The sequence below is a fragment of the Rhizobium sp. L51/94 genome, assembly GCF_019355555.1.
Lineage (GTDB): Bacteria > Pseudomonadota > Alphaproteobacteria > Rhizobiales > Rhizobiaceae > Rhizobium > Rhizobium rhododendri.
Map to the genome: position 1 here is coordinate 142406 of NZ_CP072143.1, position 18377 is coordinate 160782.

An 18377-nucleotide genomic window follows, 5' to 3' on the forward strand; every position below is an offset into this window, starting at 1 on the left:
GAGGCATTAGAGAGGCTTTATATGCCGAGGATAAATCAGCGCATCGAATCCGATCACTCGAGAGGTCGAGCATCGAGCGAACCCGTTTCTGACGAGGTAGATATCCTCGGAATTGGGTTCGGCCCCACCAATCTGGGCCTTGCGATCGCAATAGAGGAACGTAGCCGGGACACGGACGGCGAGAAGGCGCTGACGTCGCGCTTCGTTGAGGCGAAGCCGGAGTTCGGCTGGCATGACGGGATGCTCCTGCCGAACGTCACCATGCAGATCAGCTTTCTCAAGGACCTCGTTTCCCTGCGAACCCCCACAAGCCCTTACACCTTCGTGAATTACCTTCATGAAAAACAAAGGCTGTCCGACTTCATCAATCTCAAGACGTTTTTCCCCTCCCGCAAGGAATTCCATGACTACCTTCGCTGGGCCGCCGACCGGATATCCGTCCCGGTTTCCTACGGCGCGGTAGCGCGGGGTATTGAATGGCGCGGCGGTCGTTTCGCGGTGAGCGTTGCGCGGAGCGCCGACATCGATGTGCCCATCGAGACGATCCACGCCCGCAATATCGTCGTCGGGATGGGCTATCGGCCGGTTCTGCCGGAGGGCATCGTTCCCAGTCTGCGGATATTCCACAATTGCAACCTTCTTCCGAGCCTCGAGAAACTGCCGTCGAGGCCGAACATGCGGTTTCTCGTGGTGGGAGCCGGACAAAGTGCTGCCGAAGTCGTGGCATATCTGCATGAAACCCGCGGCGATGCCGAGGTCCACGCATCTCTCAGGCGCTTCGGCTACTCGCCTTCCGACGATACGCCCTATGTCAACCGCATCTTCGATCCATCATCGGTAGACGAATTCTATACGGCGCCTCCTGAGCTTAAGAAGAGGCTGCTTGCCTATCATTTGCCGACGAACTACTCGGCCGTCGATGCGAACCTGATCAGTGATCTGTATCGGCGGGAATATGAGGAGACGGTCGCCGGATTCAGGCGTCTGAACATACACAGGACGACCGATGTCGAACAGGTCGTCGAAAACGAGGACGGCGTCTCGGCGGTCATCCGCGATATCGGCGGCAGACATCGCTCGCAGTTGAAATTCGACGCCATCGTCTTCGCAACCGGCTTTCAGCCGTTCGACCTGCGGGACATGCTTGGATCGGGTATCGACGCGGACAATGCCTTCGATGGTCCCGTTCCCTTCGTGAACCGGGATTATTCGCTTGAACTTCCGACCATACCCGGGCGCATCTATCTCAATGGCGGCGTTCAGCACAGCCACGGATTGACGTCGTCGCTGCTGTCCAATGTCGCGATGCGATCCGCCGACATCCTAGACGCCATCGCGGCCGACGCGAGGTACGAGCCCTGCGAACAAACAATCGAACGCAAGACCTTGGGAGCCCTATGATGTCCGTAAATCCATTCGATGACCAGAACGGCGTTTTCTATGCCCTAGTCAATGACGAGGAGCAGTATTCGCTCTGGCCGACCTTCAAGGCCGTTCCCAATGGCTGGAGCGTCGTTCATGGCGGGCCCGACGGCGCACCGCGCCAGCAGGTGCTCGATTGGATCGACAGGACATGGACGGACATGCGGCCGAAATCCCTGCGCGACCAGCTGGCCGCCTCGGCATCGGGTCCGGGCAGCCTATAGAAGGAAGCTTCGCCATGACCCTTATCACATCAGGCATAGCGCAACCGGGAACGACGCGCATGGTGCCTCTGACCGTGGATATCTTCACCGCGGCAGGCGCCCTTGCCCGGGCCGTGGACGGCAGCGTTTCGCACGTGCCGGAAAGACGGCAAGATGGTACCGGCGCTGAGCCGCAGCCTTACATCCTCTACGAAAAGGCCGGGGAAATTGTATTTGCGGCGGGTTGCGCGACGGAGATCCGGCTGGATCGGGCGGGCCTTCATTTGACCACGCCTGCTGGCTCTCGAACCGAGCCTCTCACCGACCGACCGCTGCATCAGGTTCGGGCGATGGTGGCGAGCGTTCTTTCCCATGACAAGGGCGAACAGCTGCGCATCTTCGGCTGGGCGGCGTTCGAACTCTCCTACCTGTTGCAAAGCCTGCCTATCGGCGATCATGCCGGAACGCTGCTCTATCTCGTTCTGCCGCAACATGAGGCACGGATCCGCGCCGGCGAGGCAAAGCTCGTTGTCTCCGATCCTGACATCGCCGATCTTTGGGAGGCGGCGCTGCGCGAGGCAAGGCCGGAGGAACCGGCCAAAATCGTGCAGGTGGACGAGATCAGCGACACTAGCGGTTATGTGAATGCGGCCCGCGGTGCTATCAGGTCGATCGACGGCATCAGGCTTCGCAAGGTCATCCTCTCGCGTCGGGTGTCTGTGTCTCAGGATATCGATCTGGTCGCCAGCTACCAGATACTTCGTCGCCATAATACGCCAGCGCGGTCCTTCCTGCTGCGGCTTGGCGGCATTGCGGCGGCGGGCGTCAGCCCGGGAGCAATCATCGAGGTCTCGGCGACCGGCGCCATCGTCGCGCAGCCGCTTGCCGGCACGCGGGCCTGGACGGGTCAGCCTGAACGCGATGCCGCGCTGCGGGAGGAACTCCTCTGTGATCCCAAGGAGATCTATGAACACGCCCTGTCCGTCAAGCTGGCGCAGGACGAAATTGCCGAGGTCAGCGAGCCGGGAACGGTGTTCGTCGAGGATTTCATGGATGTCGTTGCCAGGGGCAGCGTTCAGCATCTGGCCTCGCGTGTCCGCGGCCAGCTGCGAAGGGACGCCAGTTGCTGGGACGCCTTCGGCAGCGTCTTTCCGGCAGTGACCGCATCGGGAATTCCCAAGCGCGACGCGTGCAGGGAGATAGGCCTCCGCGAGGATACGCCCCGAGGGCTCTACAGCGGCGCCGTACTGTCCATAGACAGCCAGGGCGGACTGGATGCGGCCCTCGTTCTGCGATCGGTCTACCAGTCCGGGGGAACCACCTGGCTTCGCGCCGGCGCCGGCCTCGTCTCGCAGTCCGATCCTGAACGCGAGCTCGAGGAGACGCGCGAGAAGATGCGCAGCGTCAGCCGCTTCCTCGTCGCACGAGCCGGGAGCGTCGCGTGATCACAGCTCAAATCAACGGCATTCGCATCGCCTACGAGGATACCGGCGGCTCCGGCCACACGGTGCTGCTGGTGATGGGAACGGGAAGCCCTGCCCGCGTCTGGCACGTGCACCAGACGCCGGCGCTCACGGCTGCCGGCTTCAGGGTCGTGTCCATGAACAACCGGGGAATTCCGCCAACGGACGAATGCCCCGACGGATTCACGATGGCGGACATGGTCCAGGATGTCGTCGGGTTGATCGAGCACCTGGGCTGCGCCAGGGTATCGCTGATCGGCACTTCGCTCGGCGCCAGGATCGTAGTCGAAACGGCGCTCGCCAGACCCGATCTTCTGTCCAGCGTCGTTGCGCTTGCCGCGCATGCCCGTCTGGATCCCGTGCAGCAGGCTATGACGCGCGGCGAGATCGCACTCGCCGAAAGCGGCTTTCCGCCACCCGCCGATTATCGTGCCGCCGTCATGGCGTTGCAGTACCTGTCGCCTGCAACCCTTTGCAACGAAGGTCGGGCCCAGGACTGGCTTGATATGTTTGCATTCGATGACGGACGGATCACCGCCGGACACAAAGCGCAGCTGCAGCTGTCGCAGTTCCTCGACGACCGCCGCCCCGACTACCGGACCATCTCCGTTCCGATGCTGGTCGTCGGCTTTGCAGACGACGCCGCCATACCACCCCACCTGAGCCGGGAGGTGGCGGATGTCGTCCCGGGCGCGGAATACGTGGAAATCGCCGATGCGGGCCACTTCGGGTACCTCGAAAGACCTGAAGAGACGAACCGCCTCATCATCGACTATCTCAGACGGCGGCCCGCTCGGGCCGGTGCGGTCGAAGCTTCAGCGGATACCGGGGTGCAACATGCCTGAAACGACTTTCCAGACGTGGCCGCTTGAATTGGCCGAACGCTATCGCGAACTGGGCTACTGGCGCGGGAAGGACCTCACGGCTTCGGTCCGCGAGCAGACGCGGATCAATCCGGACAAGATTGCGCTCATCGATACCGCTGGACGGAAGCTGACTTATGCGGAGCTTGATCGGACGACGGACCGGGTGGCATCGGCGTTGCGCAAATGGGGTCTGCAGCGCGGTGACCGGTTCATCCTGCAACTGCCCAATGTTATCGAGCTCGTCACCCTGCTGCTTGGGTCGATCCGGGCAGGCGTGATCCCCGTCATGGTGCTTCCGACCCACAGGGAACAGGAGGTCAGCCATCTCGCCCGGGGGTCGGGAGCCGTCGCCTATGTGGTCGCCGACGTCGAGGCGAGCTATGATTTCCGATCGCTTGCGCGCCGCGTGAAGCAGGCCGCGCCGTCGCTGCGCCAGATCCTCGTCGTGGGCGACACCGGCGGCGATCCCGCGTTGAAAAGCTATGGCGAGCTTGTCGATCTGGAAGCCGAACCCGCGGAAATCGACGATATCGATGCCTCGTCTGTCGCGCTCTTCCTGCATTCGGGCGGAACCGGCGGGCTTCCCAAGCTCATTCCCCGAACCCATAACGACTACGAATACAACGCGCGCGCCAGCGCCGAACTCTGCGGCTTCGACGGCGCCACGGTCTATCTCGCAAGCCTCTCCGCGGCGCATAACTTTCCCCTCGCCTGCCCCGGCATACTTGGCACCTTCATCGCCGGCGGCACCGTGGTGCTTGCGCGCGAGCCCAGTCCGGACACCGTCTTCTCGCTGATCGCAAGGCACCGGGTGACCGTCACGGCTGCGGTTCCCACCCTGGCGGCGCTGTGGCTGGAGGCGCGCGAATTCGATGATGCCGATCTGTCCAGCCTGCGCGTTCTCCAGGTTGGCGGCGCAAAGCTCGCCCCGTCCGTCGCCGCCCGCATCCATGGTTTCCTGGGCGTGCGCGTCCAGCAGGTCTTCGGAATGGCGGAAGGACTGCTGAATTTCACGCGGGACGAGGATCCGGTCGATTTGGTGGAAACGACCCAGGGCCGGCCGCTGTCGCCGCATGACGAGATCCGCCTGGTGGACGAACTGGGCGCCGACGTGTCGGACGGCGACGTCGGCGAACTCTGGACGCGCGGTCCCTATACGATCCGCGCCTATGGGGCGGCGCCCGAAGTCAACTTGCGCGCCTTCACCGCCGATGGTTTCTATCGCACCGGAGATCTGGTGCGCCGGCTTCCCACGGGCCATCTGGTCGTCGAAGGGCGCGCCGGCGACCAGATCAATCGCGGAGCCGAAAAATTCTCGTCGGTCGAGATCGAGGAGTATCTGCTCGATCACCCGGCCGTGCGGGATATCGCCGTGATCGGCGTGCCCGACGTCAGCCTTGGCCAGGCGTCGTGCGCCATCGTGCGCCCGGTCGAGAGGCCGCCAAGCCTGCGCGATCTCAGGGATTTTCTGAGGAGCCGCGGCGTGGCGACCTACAAGTTTCCCGATACCATTCGCATCGTCGATGAAATCCCCCTGACGCGCTTCGGCAAGATCGACCGGAAGCGCCTCCTGGAAAGGTTCGGCGAGGCCTTGCCGGACCCGACGGGCGCGCCGGCCTAGGCCGCACCACCCTCGAAGACCAGCATACGCAGCAACTGTCCAAGATCGGTGCAGCCGCCTACGGCGCTGCAGCCGCGGGACGATTACGCCCTCCAGACATGCTGCCTTGGTCGGGACCGATGGACGGACGCGTGGGTCGCAAGGGGCCGTAGCTGGACATGAACAACGCATCCCCCCGATGATTATACGGAGATAGTCATATGAATGCCCGGTTCGATCTGACAACGCCTGAATACCGGCTGCGCACCCGCGGCGTCGCTCAGCGCATATGCCCAAAAGGTTCGGACGGCGCTTCCGTCGCGGCGGCCGTCGCGGTCGCTATGACGGCCATGAACGACAAGACGCAAAACGCCACCAAGCCAATCGTCGTCGGCCTGGTGCCCTTCGACGCCGGCGCGCAGGCTGTCTTCTACATTCCCGAGGAGGTCGAATTTAGCACGGATTACCAAGCGACGCCGCTTCCGCAGGACGCACGGAGCAACGCCTTCGAGGTCCATGGCGACGACCCTCCCGCCTATCGGGAGAGCGTCACGGAAGCGCTCAGGCGGATCGAGTCGGGTGACTTGGAGAAGGTCGTACTTGCGCGCAGCGTGACGGTCGATTTCGGCGCGCCGATCGATATCGATGCAGTCTACACCCGTCTGTGCGCCAGGAACGGCAGCGCCTATGTCTACCGGGTGGATCTGCCGGATGGTCACAAAAGGACATCCTCCGTGTTGCTGGGCGCGAGCCCGGAACTGGTGTTAAGCAGCAACAGAGGCAGGATTCGCAGCACGCCCCTGGCAGGCTCCATACCCCGCGCCGTGAATGCACTGGCGGACGAGGAGGCCGCCCGCGGACTTTTGCGCTCAAAAAAGGACCTGGCGGAGCATTCGCTGGTCGTCCAGTCCGTTGGCGAGACATTCCGACAATTCGCCGACAAGGTCGACGTGCCCAGTGAACCGCAACTGGTACAGACGCCGGTCATCTGGCACCTGGGAACCTACATCACCGGCATGCTGCGGGAGAATGTATCGCCCATCGCCCTTGCCTACGCTCTTCATCCGACGCCCGCCGTAGGCGGTTGGCCAAAGGACGCCGCTCGGCGGGCGATCGCGGAATTAGAGGAGTGCGACCGCGGATTCTACGCCGGTCTCGTCGGATGGATGGACGCGGAGGGAAACGGCGAGTGGGTTCTCGCCCTGCGATGCGGGGTCGTCAACGGAAACAGGGCGACCGTGTTTGCAGGGGCTGGCATCGTTGCGGGCTCCGATCCGGAAACGGAATACCTGGAAACCAAAACCAAGCTGCAAACCTTCATCAATGCGCTGGGATAACGCTGTCGTGGATAGGTGCGCCTCTAAAATATGAGAATCGTAGTCAACATTCACTAGACGGGACCGTCCCGTTTGATTATAACTCGCCTGCATCCTGGCGCTGCCGAGCGACGTCAAAGAGCAGACGTTCCTCGCTGCAGCGAGGGAGGACTTTGTGTTGTCGGCACCCGTCAGTAAGCCGGGTGCTGTTCAAGAGGTCGCGTCGCTAACGCGACATGAAAACCCATCATTTCAGAGCATCAAAGAGGCTACGCATGCCGACGATACAGCAGCGCATCGACCATGCCGGTCCGGCCGGAATCCACCTTCCCGGGAGGGCGAGATGAGCACTCTTCCGGAAAGATTCGCGCATTTCGCTGTCCGCTATCCCAAGGCGATTGCCGTCACGTCCATGGAACGATCGCTGAGCTACGCGGAGCTCGAAGCAAGCGCGAACCGGCTGGCGCGGAGGCTGATCGCGGCAGGTGCCGGCCCGGATCGCGTCGTCGGCGTCTCCCTGCCGCGTTCGACCGATCTGATCGTCGCCCTTCTCGCCGTCCTGAAATCCGGTGCGGCCTACCTGCCTCTCGATCCCGCCTATCCTGCCGCGCGCCTCGACTATCTCCTGTCGGACGCCAGGCCGGTGACGATCATCAGCGCTCCCGGCGTCCGGATCCCGGAGCACGACCTGCCTCGGCTCGATCTCTTCGCCGATGAGGAGGAAGGGACATGGGATACCTCCCCCATTCGGGATAGCGAGCGTCTTTCAGGCCTGCATCCCGATCAGCCGGCCTATGTCATCTATACCTCCGGCTCCACGGGCCGTGCAAAGGGGGTAGTCGTTTCGCACCGGTGCGTGCTGACGCTTCTCGACGCCACGATACCAATGTTCGACCTGGGTCCCGCCGATGTTTGGACCGCATTTCATTCCTACGCATTCGATTTCTCGGTCTGGGAGATCTGGGCGCCGCTGCTGACCGGAGGACGCACGGTCGTCGTTCCATCGGAAGCGACATGGTCCGGCGATGAGTTTCTGGCGCTGCTGGAAGCCGAGCGGGTCACCGTCCTCAATCAGACCCCGTCTTCCTTCGCATCGCTGGAGCGGGCCGACGCCGATGGCGCGAAGGCGCTCGACGCTCTGAGGCTGGTCATATTCGGCGGCGAGGCGCTGGATCCGGCAAGACTGTCCGCCTGGTTTGCCCGCCGCCCGTCCCGTCCGCGCATGGTCAACATGTATGGGATAACCGAGACGACCGTGCACGTCACCGCGATCGATATCCTACCGGAGATGAGCCTCGCCTCCAGCGAAAGCCCGATCGGCCGGCCGCTGCCGGGCTTTCGCGATCATGTTTTCGACGAGGGATTGCGTCCGGTCGCCGACGGCCAGGTGGGCGAACTCTATCTGGGCGGTGCGCAGGTATCGCGCGGCTACTTCGACCGTCCCGCCCTGACCGCCACGCGCTTCGTGGCCGATCCGGACAGCCACGGCGGCCGGCTCTATCGGACGGGAGACCTCGTGCGGCCCCTTCGCGGCAACCTGAATTTCATCGGCCGCGCCGATACCCAGCTCTCATTGAGGGGGTTCCGGATCGAGCCGAACGAGGTTGAGGCAGCGCTCGATGCCTATCAGGGCGTCACAGCGAGCGCGGTCACCGTCAAGCCGGATCCTGACGGAAACGAAGGTGAGGACTGCCTCGCGGCCTATGTCGTCATGGCCGGCGGGACGCTCGACGAGCGGGATCTGCGGGTACACATGGCGCACCTGCTGCCGGCGCATCTTGTTCCAAGCCACATCATGCTGCTGGCAGCACTTCCCCTCACCCCCAACAGAAAACTAGACCGGGCCGCGCTGCCCCCGCCTCCGCCGCGAAAGACGGCTAGGGCGAATCTTCGCGAGGAATTGCTGCGCCGCCGCCTGGGCAATCGTCCCTAGTCATCACCGAGGAAACAACAGATGAACATAAGCAACGAGCGGTGGATACGTGATGTCGTCGTCGAAATTCTCGGCGAGGAGCCCGCGACCATTTCAGACGGCGAAAACCTATTTGAAGCCGGGCTGGATTCGGTCGGACTTCTGCGGCTTGTCAATCGCCTGCGGCGTGGCGGGCTGCAGGTCAGCTTTGGGGATTTAGCGCGGGAGCCGACCCTTGCGGCATGGGACAGATTGGTCGGCAGCGAAAAGGCCGCAGACGATGGCGCCGAACCGGCAAGCGATCATGCGGCGGATGCCCCCGATGAAGGCGAGGCCAATAGCGAGCCGACACAGCTGGGCGTGATGCAACACGCCTATTGGGTGGGACGAAGTGCGGGGCAGAGGCTCGGTGGCGTTGCTGCCCATCTCTATGCGGAGTTCGATCATCCCCCCACCGGCACCGATCCGGCAATCGATGCGAACAGGCTGAAGGCTGCGCTGGAGCGTGTGCTGGAGCGCCATGAAACGCTGCGCACCCGCATCACCTCCGACGGCAGGCAGGAAGTATTGGCGAAGCTTTCCGCCGCGCTCGCCGTGCACGACATGCGCGGACATTCCGAGGCCGACGTGCAAGATCATCTGTCCCGCATGCGCGATGCCTTCTCCCATCAGGCCCTCGATATCGACAATGGCGAAGTCATGTCGGTCGCGCTGACCCTGCTGCCCGATGGCGCGACGCGCCTCCATCTCGATGTCGACATGATCGCCGCCGATGCCGTCAGCTATCGGATCCTGCTCGCCGACTTCGCGGCGCTCTACGGCTCGCCTTCCCTCAACCTTCCGCCCCTCGGCCTAAATTACCGGGACTATCTTGCAGGCACGCGATCCGGCCACGCACAGCGCGTACACCAGGCCGCCGAAGCCTGGCGAGAGCGATTGCCGACATTGCCGGGGGCGCCGATCCTGCCCGAAGTGATCGAAGCGTCTCGAGATGCAACCCCCAGAGTTGCGCGCCGGCATCTCTGGCTGGCACCCGGGCAAAAGCAACAGCTTACAGAAATTGCCCGTCGCAACGGCGTGACCGTGGCCATGACCGTGGCGACCGTGCTTTCCGAAGTGGTCGGGCATTGGAGCACGACGGATCACTTCCTGCTCAATGTCCCGATGTTCGATCGCGCCGCTGACCACCCCGATATCGATCGGATCGTCGGCGATTTCTCCAGCTCGGTCATGCTCGAGGTCGATTTGCGGCAGCCGCAGACATTTGTCGACAGGGTCCGGGCGCTGCAGGCCCGCATGCATGCAGATGCAGCGCATGCGTCCCATACCGGTCTCGATGTGCTACGCGATCTCGGCCGCCAACGGGGCGAAACGGTACTGGCGCCGGTCGTGTTCACAAGCGCGCTGGGGCTTGGCGAGCTTTTCGCGCCCGCTGTCACCGCCGTCGTCGGCCGGCCCGTCTGGGTCATCTCGCAAGGTCCGCAGGTTCTTCTTGATGCGCAGGTCACCGAATTCGAGGACGGACTGCTGGTGAACTGGGACACCCGGGAGGATGCACTGGCGCCGGGCGTTGTCGATGCCATGTTCGCCGCGTTCGGACAGGTCTTGCACAAGGTTATCGACGAACCCGCGGCATGGAATCGACCCATCCGGATTTCCACCGCAAACGCGCAGCGTCGCCGGTCTGGCGATCGTGATGTCCGCATCGTCGATGCCGCGGGATGCGATCGTCCCGATCATGTCGCGGGCCGCCTGCTGTTTGCCGGCGAAGACGAGCAGGGTCGCCGGCGATGGGGACGCGCGGACAATAGCGGACGGGTCAGGCTGCTCGGTGACGATGACGAGCGCGTGGACGTCCATGGGATTCCGGTATGGCCCGTCGAGGTGGAGGACGCAATACGATCCGATGGTCGCATAGGCGAGGTCGCCGTGGTGCGGCATGACGAGAGCCTTGTCGCTGTGGTCGAGTTCGAACCGTCCACGGAAGCGGATACCAGAATGACCGGCAAGGCGTTTCGCGCCCAGCTCGCAAGGCGGATTCCCTCGCACCTCCTGCCGAGTCGGATCATCGTCGTCGACCGATTGCCGCGTAACGCCGATGGCGAGGCGAACTCGGACGCCCTGGACCGATTGATCTCGGACCAATCAGAGCGATCCGACCATGTCGCGCCCCGCACGGATCTTGAGCGCGTCCTTGCCGGCGCATGGGAGGAAATTCTAGGTCTGGAAAATATTGGCGTGAACGAGGAGTTCATCGCGCTGGGGGGTGATTCCCTGCTGGCGGCAAGAGTGGTCTCGAGATTGCGGGAAGAACTCGACACAAACGCAGTGACGCTCCGCACCCTGTTTCGCTCTCCCACCATCGCCGAGCTTGCGGAACAGCTCCGCAAGGACGACGACCCCGCCAGGCTGGACGAAGTGGCGTCCATCGTCCTCGAAATCCGAGCCATGTCCGATGACGAGGTCGCCAGCCATCTCGGCGAGACGGCATCCGACACGAACTCCCGACAGACCGGAACGGCGGCATGATCGCGGACCGCCAAACGCTGCTTCGGCAGCGGCTCGCATCGGCGGGGCTGGGGGGAGCGGCGAAAGGCGATGGCATTCCGCGCCGGGCCCATCCTCGCCAGGCCGTTCTCTCCTCTGCCCAGCAGCAAACCTGGCTTTATCAGCAGGCTTTTCCAGGGAGCGTCAGCAACAATCTCGGCCTTGTCATCACATTCAATGGACAGGTGGACGAGAACAGGATTGCAGCAGCCGTCGATTGCATCGTGGAGCGGCACGAAATCCTTCGGACCACCTACCATGGCGGGCCGGATGGCGTTGCCTATCAGCACATCAGGCAATCCATGCGGGTTCCAAAGTCGTTCGCCAATGTCTCCGGCGAAGAAGCCGTGGCGCTGGCCAAGGCCTCGTTGCTCACGCCGTTCGACCTGGAGACGGAGGCGCCCCTCAGACTGCTGTTCTTCCGCACCGGTGTTGACGAGATCATGTTTGCGCTCGTCGTGCATCATATCATCTGGGACGGAGCCACCTTCGACCTGTTCTCGAAGGAACTGGAAAGGGCCTACGAAGCGGGCGCTGCCACCCTTCCGGCGCTGCCCGTTCACTATGCCGACATCGCAGAATGGGACCGGCACCGTCAGCCCCGGATCGCCGACGATGACAGGGAATACTGGATACGCCGCCTCGCCGCTCCCCGTCCGCCGAAGACATTGAGGACGAACACCGGCGACATTGCAGCCGACCTGGAATCGGCCGGCCGCGTCGATTACCGGCTGGCGTCACCGCTTGACCTGACGCGACTTGCCGCCAGCCACAGGGTGACGCCCTTCATTGCGTTTCTGGCCTGCTGGGCCGCAGTGCTCGGCAGGAAAGACACCGACGAGGTAACGGTTGGCACGACGGTGCTGACCCGCGATCATATCGAGGCGGAAAACCTCATCGGCAATTTCGCCAACCACATCGTGCTTCGCCTGCCGGTCGGCACCGCGTCGGCCTCCCGGACGCTGATCAGGGCAGCCGCCGCGGAATTCGAAGCAGGCTTTGCCCATCGCAATCTGCCTTACGAGACCGTCGTCGAAGCCCTTGGCGGCCAGGAGATCGCGACGCCGCCCGACCTGTTCGATTCACTGGTCGTCTTCATTCCGAGCGGAACGGAAGGTCCGCGCCTCCCGGGCATTGCTACCCGATGGCAGCGCCTTCACAACGACGCGACGCAGTTTCCGCTCGTTCCCCTAGGCCTGGAAGTCTTCGTGCGCGGCCGCGGCGCGCAAACCGTCATCGATGTCGAGGCCACCTACGCCCGGAACGCCTTCTGCAGAGAAACCATCACCGAACTCCTTTCGCAGCTGGACAACACCATCCGCGATGCAGTCCAAGAGGTCTGGTAAAATCTATGAATTCGCGAATTGAACTCCTGCACCGACGGCTCGACCAGAATGGCGTGAAACGAACGGCGATCCGCAAACGCCCGAACGCCGAGGCGGCACCGCTATCGGACGCCCAGCACAGGATGTGGCTGCACCAGAAACTGCATCCCGCCAGCGGCGCCTACAATGTCTGCATCCGCATCGACCTTGCCGGCGCTCTCGATGTGTCCAGATTGCTCGCCGCGCTCGCCGCCGTGGTCGATCACCACGAAGTCCTGCGCACCACCTATCCGACGGACGCGAAAGGCCAGCCCTACCAGCGAATTCACGCCCAATTATCCCCTGAGGTGCATATCGTCGAATACGGCGACCCCGAGCGCGTGGCGCGCGACAGCGCCTGCACACCGTTCGACATCGCCTCCTCCGGGCCGCTCCGTGCGCATCTGGTCAAGATAGATGAAGCCAGATGGTCGCTGGTGCTGACGGTACATCATATCGTCTGGGACGGCGGATGCTTCGGTGTTTTCAGTCGGGATCTCAGCCTTGCCTATCGTGGGCTGGCGATCGAGCCCCTGTCGATCCAGTATGCCGACATCACGGCGCATCGGAGCCCCCCCAATTCCGACGCAGATCTTGAGGCGCAGCTCAGCTACTGGCGTGAAACGCTGACGCCATTGCCGCCGGCTTTGCCCCTGCCGACCATCCAATCGTCCGGCCCCCGCACCAGCGAAAGGGCAAGCCGCCTGGATCGCGTCATGCCGACCGACTGCGCCACGGGCCTGCGCGCGGCGGCCGCCAGCCTCAAGACAACACCTTTCGCCGTTTTCATCGCCGCCTATGCGCTCCTGCTCCATCGCTGGACCGGAGCTTCCGATATCACTATCGGCACGACTGTCGCCAATCGGCATGAGCCGGGAAGCGGCGCGCTGATCGGCAACTTCGGGAACACGGTCCTGCTGCGTCTCGAAGTGTCTGCGGACGCAACGTTCCGCCAACTCGTCAGGCAGACGGCGCGTGTCGTGACAGACGCGGTCAGCCATGGCGACGTCTCGTTCGAACGAATCGTCTCCGCGCTCGCGCCTGTGCGCGAGGCCGGCCATGGCTTCTTCACCGACACGCTCGGCCTGTTCCTCGACCGCGACATCGGTGGCCCCGACCTGCCGGAGGTCGAGGTTCGATGGAGCAATGTGTTCAATGGCTCCTCTCCGTTTGCCCTTACCTTCCAGGGCTTTCTGACAGGCGACGCTCTGGAGGTGGAAGCGACGTTCCGCAGCGAGCTTTTTGCGACCGCCACCGTGCTCGACATGCTTGACCATCTGGAATCGATATTGCTCGCGGCGACTGCCGACTCCGCGCAGCCTTGCTCGACCGTCAGCCGTCTGCCGGCCCCGCAGCGTGACCGCCTTCTCCGGCTTTCCCGCGGAGGCGAGATCGATCTAAACCCGGTTTCCGTCCTCGACCACTGGCGCCGCCAGGTGAAGAGCAAGCCCTCGCGAATTGCGCTCGTCAGCGGCTCGGATCGTTTCCGTTTCCTCGAGATCGACGAACAGGCCAATCGACTGGCAGCGCACCTGATGGCGCGCAGCATCCGGGCGCAGGATGTCGTTGCGGTCGCTGCAAGGCGCGGATTGATCACCGTCGTCGCGCCGCTGGCGATCTGGAAATGCGGGGCGATCTTCCTCCCGCTCGACCCGCGCCATCCCGAAGTCCGCTTGCAGAAGCTCGTTCGTTCCGCGAATGCAAAACTCCTGATCTGCGATTCCGACGTCGCGATCGATAATCTGCCCGTCGTCTCCATCGACGCATTCATGGCTACGGCAACCGAGCCTACCATCGATCCCGGCCACAGCCCCCATCGGCTTGAAGCAGCCCATATCGGCTTCACATCGGGATCCACCGGCCAGCCGAAGGGCGTCGTGACCACGCATGGCTCGCTGGCGGCTCGCACCGTCTGGGTATCGGGCCATTGGCCCGGGGGCGTGGGCGGCACCCGCCTTGCCAAGAGCGCGCCGACGGCGATCGATGCAACGGCGGAGCTCTGCGAAGCTTTCGTCACCGGCGAATGCATCGTTCTTGCGACCGATGACGAAGCCAGGGATGCGGCAGCGCTCGCTCGCCTTCTGAAAGCCCACGGCATAGGGCACTTCATGGCGGTACCGGGGCTGATCGGGGCCGTCGCGATCGCGGCGCCGGATGTTATGTCCGACAGGGATCGGGTTCTTTCCACCGGCGAGGCCCTCCTTCCCGGCGTCGCGGCCTCCATCTACCGGACAGCCGAAAGCGTGCCGCTCTACAATTCCTATGGATGCACGGAAACCACCGGAGACGTCACGGCCGGAAGGATAAGCAGCAAAGATGCCGCAAACGGCGTCATATCGATCGGCCGGCCGCTCCCCGGGTCCTGCTGCTACGTGCTGGCCGCAGATCTGACGCTGTCTCCGCCGGGGGCGCTCGGCGAACTCTATGTCGCAGGGCAACAGCTCGCCCGCGGCTATCTTACCCAGCCGGCATTGACCGCGACCCGGTTTATTGCCAGCCCCTTTGCCGGGCACGACCGCTTGTACCGCACCGGGGATCTCGTTCGCTGGCGCGAAGACGGGCGGCTTGAGCTCGCCGGCCGCATCGATGATCAGGTCAACATACGCGGCTACAGGGTAGAGCCCGACGAGACCGTCGCGGAACTTTACGCCGTCCCCGATGTGAAAGAGGCGGCCGTTCTGCCGCGTAGGATCGGATCCACCATGGAACTCGTCGCCTATGTGTCGGGCGACGGCCTGCGACCGCAGGACGGGCCGAGGCTCCGCGCACGCCTGGCCGATCGCCTGCCGGGCCCGCTTGTCCCGGCCGAGGTGGTCGTGCTGCCGTCATTGCCGCGGCTCGAGGGCGGCAAGATCGACCGGCAGGCCCTGCCGCGGGGAGTGGTCGCGCCGGATGTTTCATCGAGACCGCCGCGAAACGATCGCGAGAAAAATCTGACGCGCATCCTGGCGGAGCTTTTCGGCTGCGGGTCCGTCGGCATCGACGACAACTTTTTCACGCTTGGCGGAGATTCGCTGATGGCCTTGTCCTTCGCGGCCTGCGCCAACGCTGCCGGATTTGAATTTCCGGCGGCGGCGGTGTTCCAGTATCCGACCGTCGCCCAACTGGTGGAGCAGCTCCCGCCATCGGTCGAAGAACAGGCGAAGCCCATCTCTCTTCCGGCGCAGGTACATCGCTTCCGGCTTTCCGGCTTGCCCCTGTCCGAATTCGTGACGTGGGAGCCACTTCGAGGTCCAGCCAAGCCCGACCGTTTGCGCGCGGCGCTGGCGGAAGCCATATCGAGCCATCCGACGCTTCGACAGGCGATTGTCGCCAGGGGACGACTGTGGCGCGCCACGCGGATGGCCGGGGACGGGTCTGGCGCCAAGGTCATCGAGATCGCGAGTTCCGACCCAGCCAGGGTGATAGAGGCGGCGCGATCGGCGATCGATATTGCCGCGGGCGCCGTGATTGCCGTAGTCCTCACCCCCGGTGCCGCCCTGCTGGTCGCGCACGCCGCCGCGATCGATGGCCTGTCGCTGAGGCGAATAGCCTATGACATCGATAGACACCTTGCGGAGGAACACACCATGCCGACGCGCGCCGATCACGCGAGCGGTCGCGGTCAAGCCGCGATGCATCCTTTCGCGCCGGCTCCAGCAACCATTCACCACGACTGGCAATCGATCATTGACCTGGGCCCGAAATGCCCATGGTGGGTCGGACCGGACGAGATCCTGTCAAAGGGACCTGATGTCAGGGTTAGGGCCGCGATGGACCTCTCCGCTGAAACTCTTCACATGCATGCCCTGCTGTCTGCCGCCCTCGATGTCTCCAAAGGCGATCTCGTCGTTGCGGATGTCGAGGTCGAACCCGACGGGATCAGCCCACTTCTTGCGGCGCCCGTCCTGGCGCGCGCTGGCGCCCGGGACGCACCCGGCGACGGGGGCTCGTATATCGCCTTTATCGATCGCCGCAGGCCTGTCGCGGGTGGCCCCGGCCTTCTCGTACGGCGTACCGTCACGCCGCGATCGTGGCCGGACGCCGGCATGGTCCGGGGTACGGATCGCCTTTACCGGATTGTCGCATCCTGGCAGGAGATCGAAGGCCAAACCGAGTTGGAGATCGCGGCCGGCGATACGGACATGGCGCGGGCACTGCTGAACGCGTGGATCGCTGCAATCTCCCGTCAGGATTCAGACCGTGCGTAGTGGCGACCTCAATACGCCGCTGGCAACACATCTGGCACAATTCACGCGCCATGGACGTTGCCACAATTTTCACGCGGTGCCGTGGCCAGCCATCCTTGAGGCTGCATCCCCGGAATTCGCACAGCAGTATCGCGCAATACTCGGCGCCGACCTTTCGAGGACAGACGCAAGTTGGTCGGGCAGCGCCGTTGATTCGTTCTTCACACCCCACGGGCCGCTTGCCGACGCACAACAAAGGACGGCCAGGGCTTTCGGCGCAGATGCAACGTTCTTCGGCACCAGCGGCACGACGACCAGCAATCAAATCGCCCTGGAATCGCTCCGCTTTCCCGGCGCTGACGTGCTGATAGACTGCACAGCTCACCAATCACTGCTCTTTGCCGCCGAGGGAATGAACGTCGTGTCCTCGCCTTGCGCCGGCACGGTGGAAAACCCGTGTATCGACATTGAGGAAACGGCGAGGCTGCTTGCGCGACGCGCCTCCGAGGGTCGACCACTCGATATCCTGGTGCTTTCAGCCACAAGTTACGATGGTCGAAAGCTGCGTCTTGATCGCGCTCTGCCAGTCATGGTCGCCTCGTCTCCGACGACGGCAATCGTCATCGATGAAGCCTGGTCGGCACTGCACGCGTTTGTTCCTTCGCTTGTCGATTCCACCGCCCTTGCCGTTGCTTCCCGTCTGCCACTGCTCGCACCCGTCCTGGTGACGCATTCGGCGCACAAGACGATGGCAGCGCTGCGTCAGGGTTCCTATCTCCACGTCCTCGGCTCTTCCTCCGATATCGAGAAAGTGCGCCTGGCGCGGTATCGCATTCACACCACCTCCCCGTCATGGCCGATCCTGACCTCGCTCGATCTTGCGCGCGCGTATGCCGAGCAATTCGGCGCCATCGAGTTTGCCAATGCCGTCGTCCTCAAGACGAAACTCGAAGCAATGCTGCGCCAAGACCCTGTCACCGCCGACATTCTGGCGTCCCCGTCGCTTGGCCCCTACTACGAGCTTGATCCGCTGGTGTTATGCCTTCTTGTCGGGCCGCGCTCGCGTATCATCAGGGATCGGCTCTTAAGCGAACACCACGTGCTCGTCACAGTGGCCGGCGATCATCTCGTCGTGCGTCTGCATTTTGGCGTTACCGAGTTCGATCTGCTTGCGCTGATGAAAGGCCTGTCGCTGCTGGCGTCGGAATTCAGATTGCCACCACCCGCTCCACGACCGGCCGGCCCGCAGGATTTCGTGCCCGCCATTGGCTCGCATAGCCGGAACTATATCATTCCCTATCCTCCCGGCGTTCCACTAGCGAGGCCTGGAGAGCTCTGGACGGACCGGCACGCCAAGGCGCTTACACAAGAAAGAGCGCGAGGGTCTGAAATCTATTGCTTGGCAGCAGGCGGCGGCGGCGTGCGTCGCGCCACGGGTGCGGTCCCTGTGGCGCTCGACCCGATAGTCAGTCCGGCCACCGAGGACGAGCCCATGTGACCGAGGCTTTTTGCGAC

General features: G+C 63.6%; 11 protein-coding genes. All 11 read left to right on the forward strand.

The window, feature by feature from the left end:
• The first annotated feature begins 21 nt into the window (after window positions 1-21).
• A complete protein-coding gene (locus J5274_RS24880) occupies window positions 22-1401 on the forward strand; it encodes a lysine N(6)-hydroxylase/L-ornithine N(5)-oxygenase family protein (RefSeq protein ID WP_219275980.1) in 1380 nt (459 codons plus the stop codon).
• Window positions 1401-1646, forward strand: a complete 246-nt coding sequence (locus J5274_RS24885) for an MbtH family NRPS accessory protein (protein ID WP_219275982.1) — start codon at window positions 1401-1403, stop codon at window positions 1644-1646. Before J5274_RS24880 ends, J5274_RS24885 begins: the two co-directional genes overlap by 1 nt.
• 14 nt (window positions 1647-1660) lie before the next feature.
• Window positions 1661-3070, forward strand: a complete 1410-nt coding sequence (locus J5274_RS24890; protein WP_219275984.1) for a salicylate synthase — start codon at window positions 1661-1663, stop codon at window positions 3068-3070.
• Window positions 3067-3933: an alpha/beta fold hydrolase gene (locus tag J5274_RS24895; protein ID WP_219275986.1), complete on the forward strand. Its 867-nt coding sequence runs from the start codon at window positions 3067-3069 to the stop codon at window positions 3931-3933. The genes J5274_RS24890 and J5274_RS24895 overlap by 4 nt, the downstream gene beginning before the upstream one ends.
• A complete protein-coding gene (locus tag J5274_RS24900) occupies window positions 3926-5575 on the forward strand; it encodes a (2,3-dihydroxybenzoyl)adenylate synthase (RefSeq protein WP_219275988.1) in 1650 nt (549 codons plus the stop codon). Before J5274_RS24895 ends, J5274_RS24900 begins: the two co-directional genes overlap by 8 nt.
• Window positions 5576-5775: 200 nt before the next feature.
• The gene (locus J5274_RS24905) at window positions 5776-6891 is read left to right on the forward strand and encodes an isochorismate synthase MenF (protein WP_219275989.1); all 1116 of its coding nucleotides are present in this window, start codon (window positions 5776-5778) and stop codon (window positions 6889-6891) included.
• Window positions 6892-7213: 322 nt separating this feature from the next.
• A complete protein-coding gene (locus J5274_RS24910; RefSeq protein ID WP_219275991.1) occupies window positions 7214-8803 on the forward strand; it encodes an amino acid adenylation domain-containing protein in 1590 nt (529 codons plus the stop codon).
• Between the two features lie 21 nt (window positions 8804-8824).
• A complete protein-coding gene (locus J5274_RS24915; protein ID WP_219275993.1) occupies window positions 8825-11311 on the forward strand; it encodes a condensation domain-containing protein in 2487 nt (828 codons plus the stop codon).
• Window positions 11308-12675, forward strand: a complete 1368-nt coding sequence (locus tag J5274_RS24920) for a condensation domain-containing protein (RefSeq protein ID WP_219275995.1) — start codon at window positions 11308-11310, stop codon at window positions 12673-12675. The genes J5274_RS24915 and J5274_RS24920 overlap by 4 nt, the downstream gene beginning before the upstream one ends.
• 5 nt (window positions 12676-12680) lie before the next feature.
• The gene (locus J5274_RS24925; protein ID WP_219275997.1) at window positions 12681-16883 is read left to right on the forward strand and encodes a non-ribosomal peptide synthetase; all 4203 of its coding nucleotides are present in this window, start codon (window positions 12681-12683) and stop codon (window positions 16881-16883) included.
• Window positions 16876-18360, forward strand: a complete 1485-nt coding sequence (locus J5274_RS24930; RefSeq protein WP_219275998.1) for a hypothetical protein — start codon at window positions 16876-16878, stop codon at window positions 18358-18360. The genes J5274_RS24925 and J5274_RS24930 overlap by 8 nt, the downstream gene beginning before the upstream one ends.
• The last annotated feature ends 17 nt before the right edge of the window (window positions 18361-18377 follow it).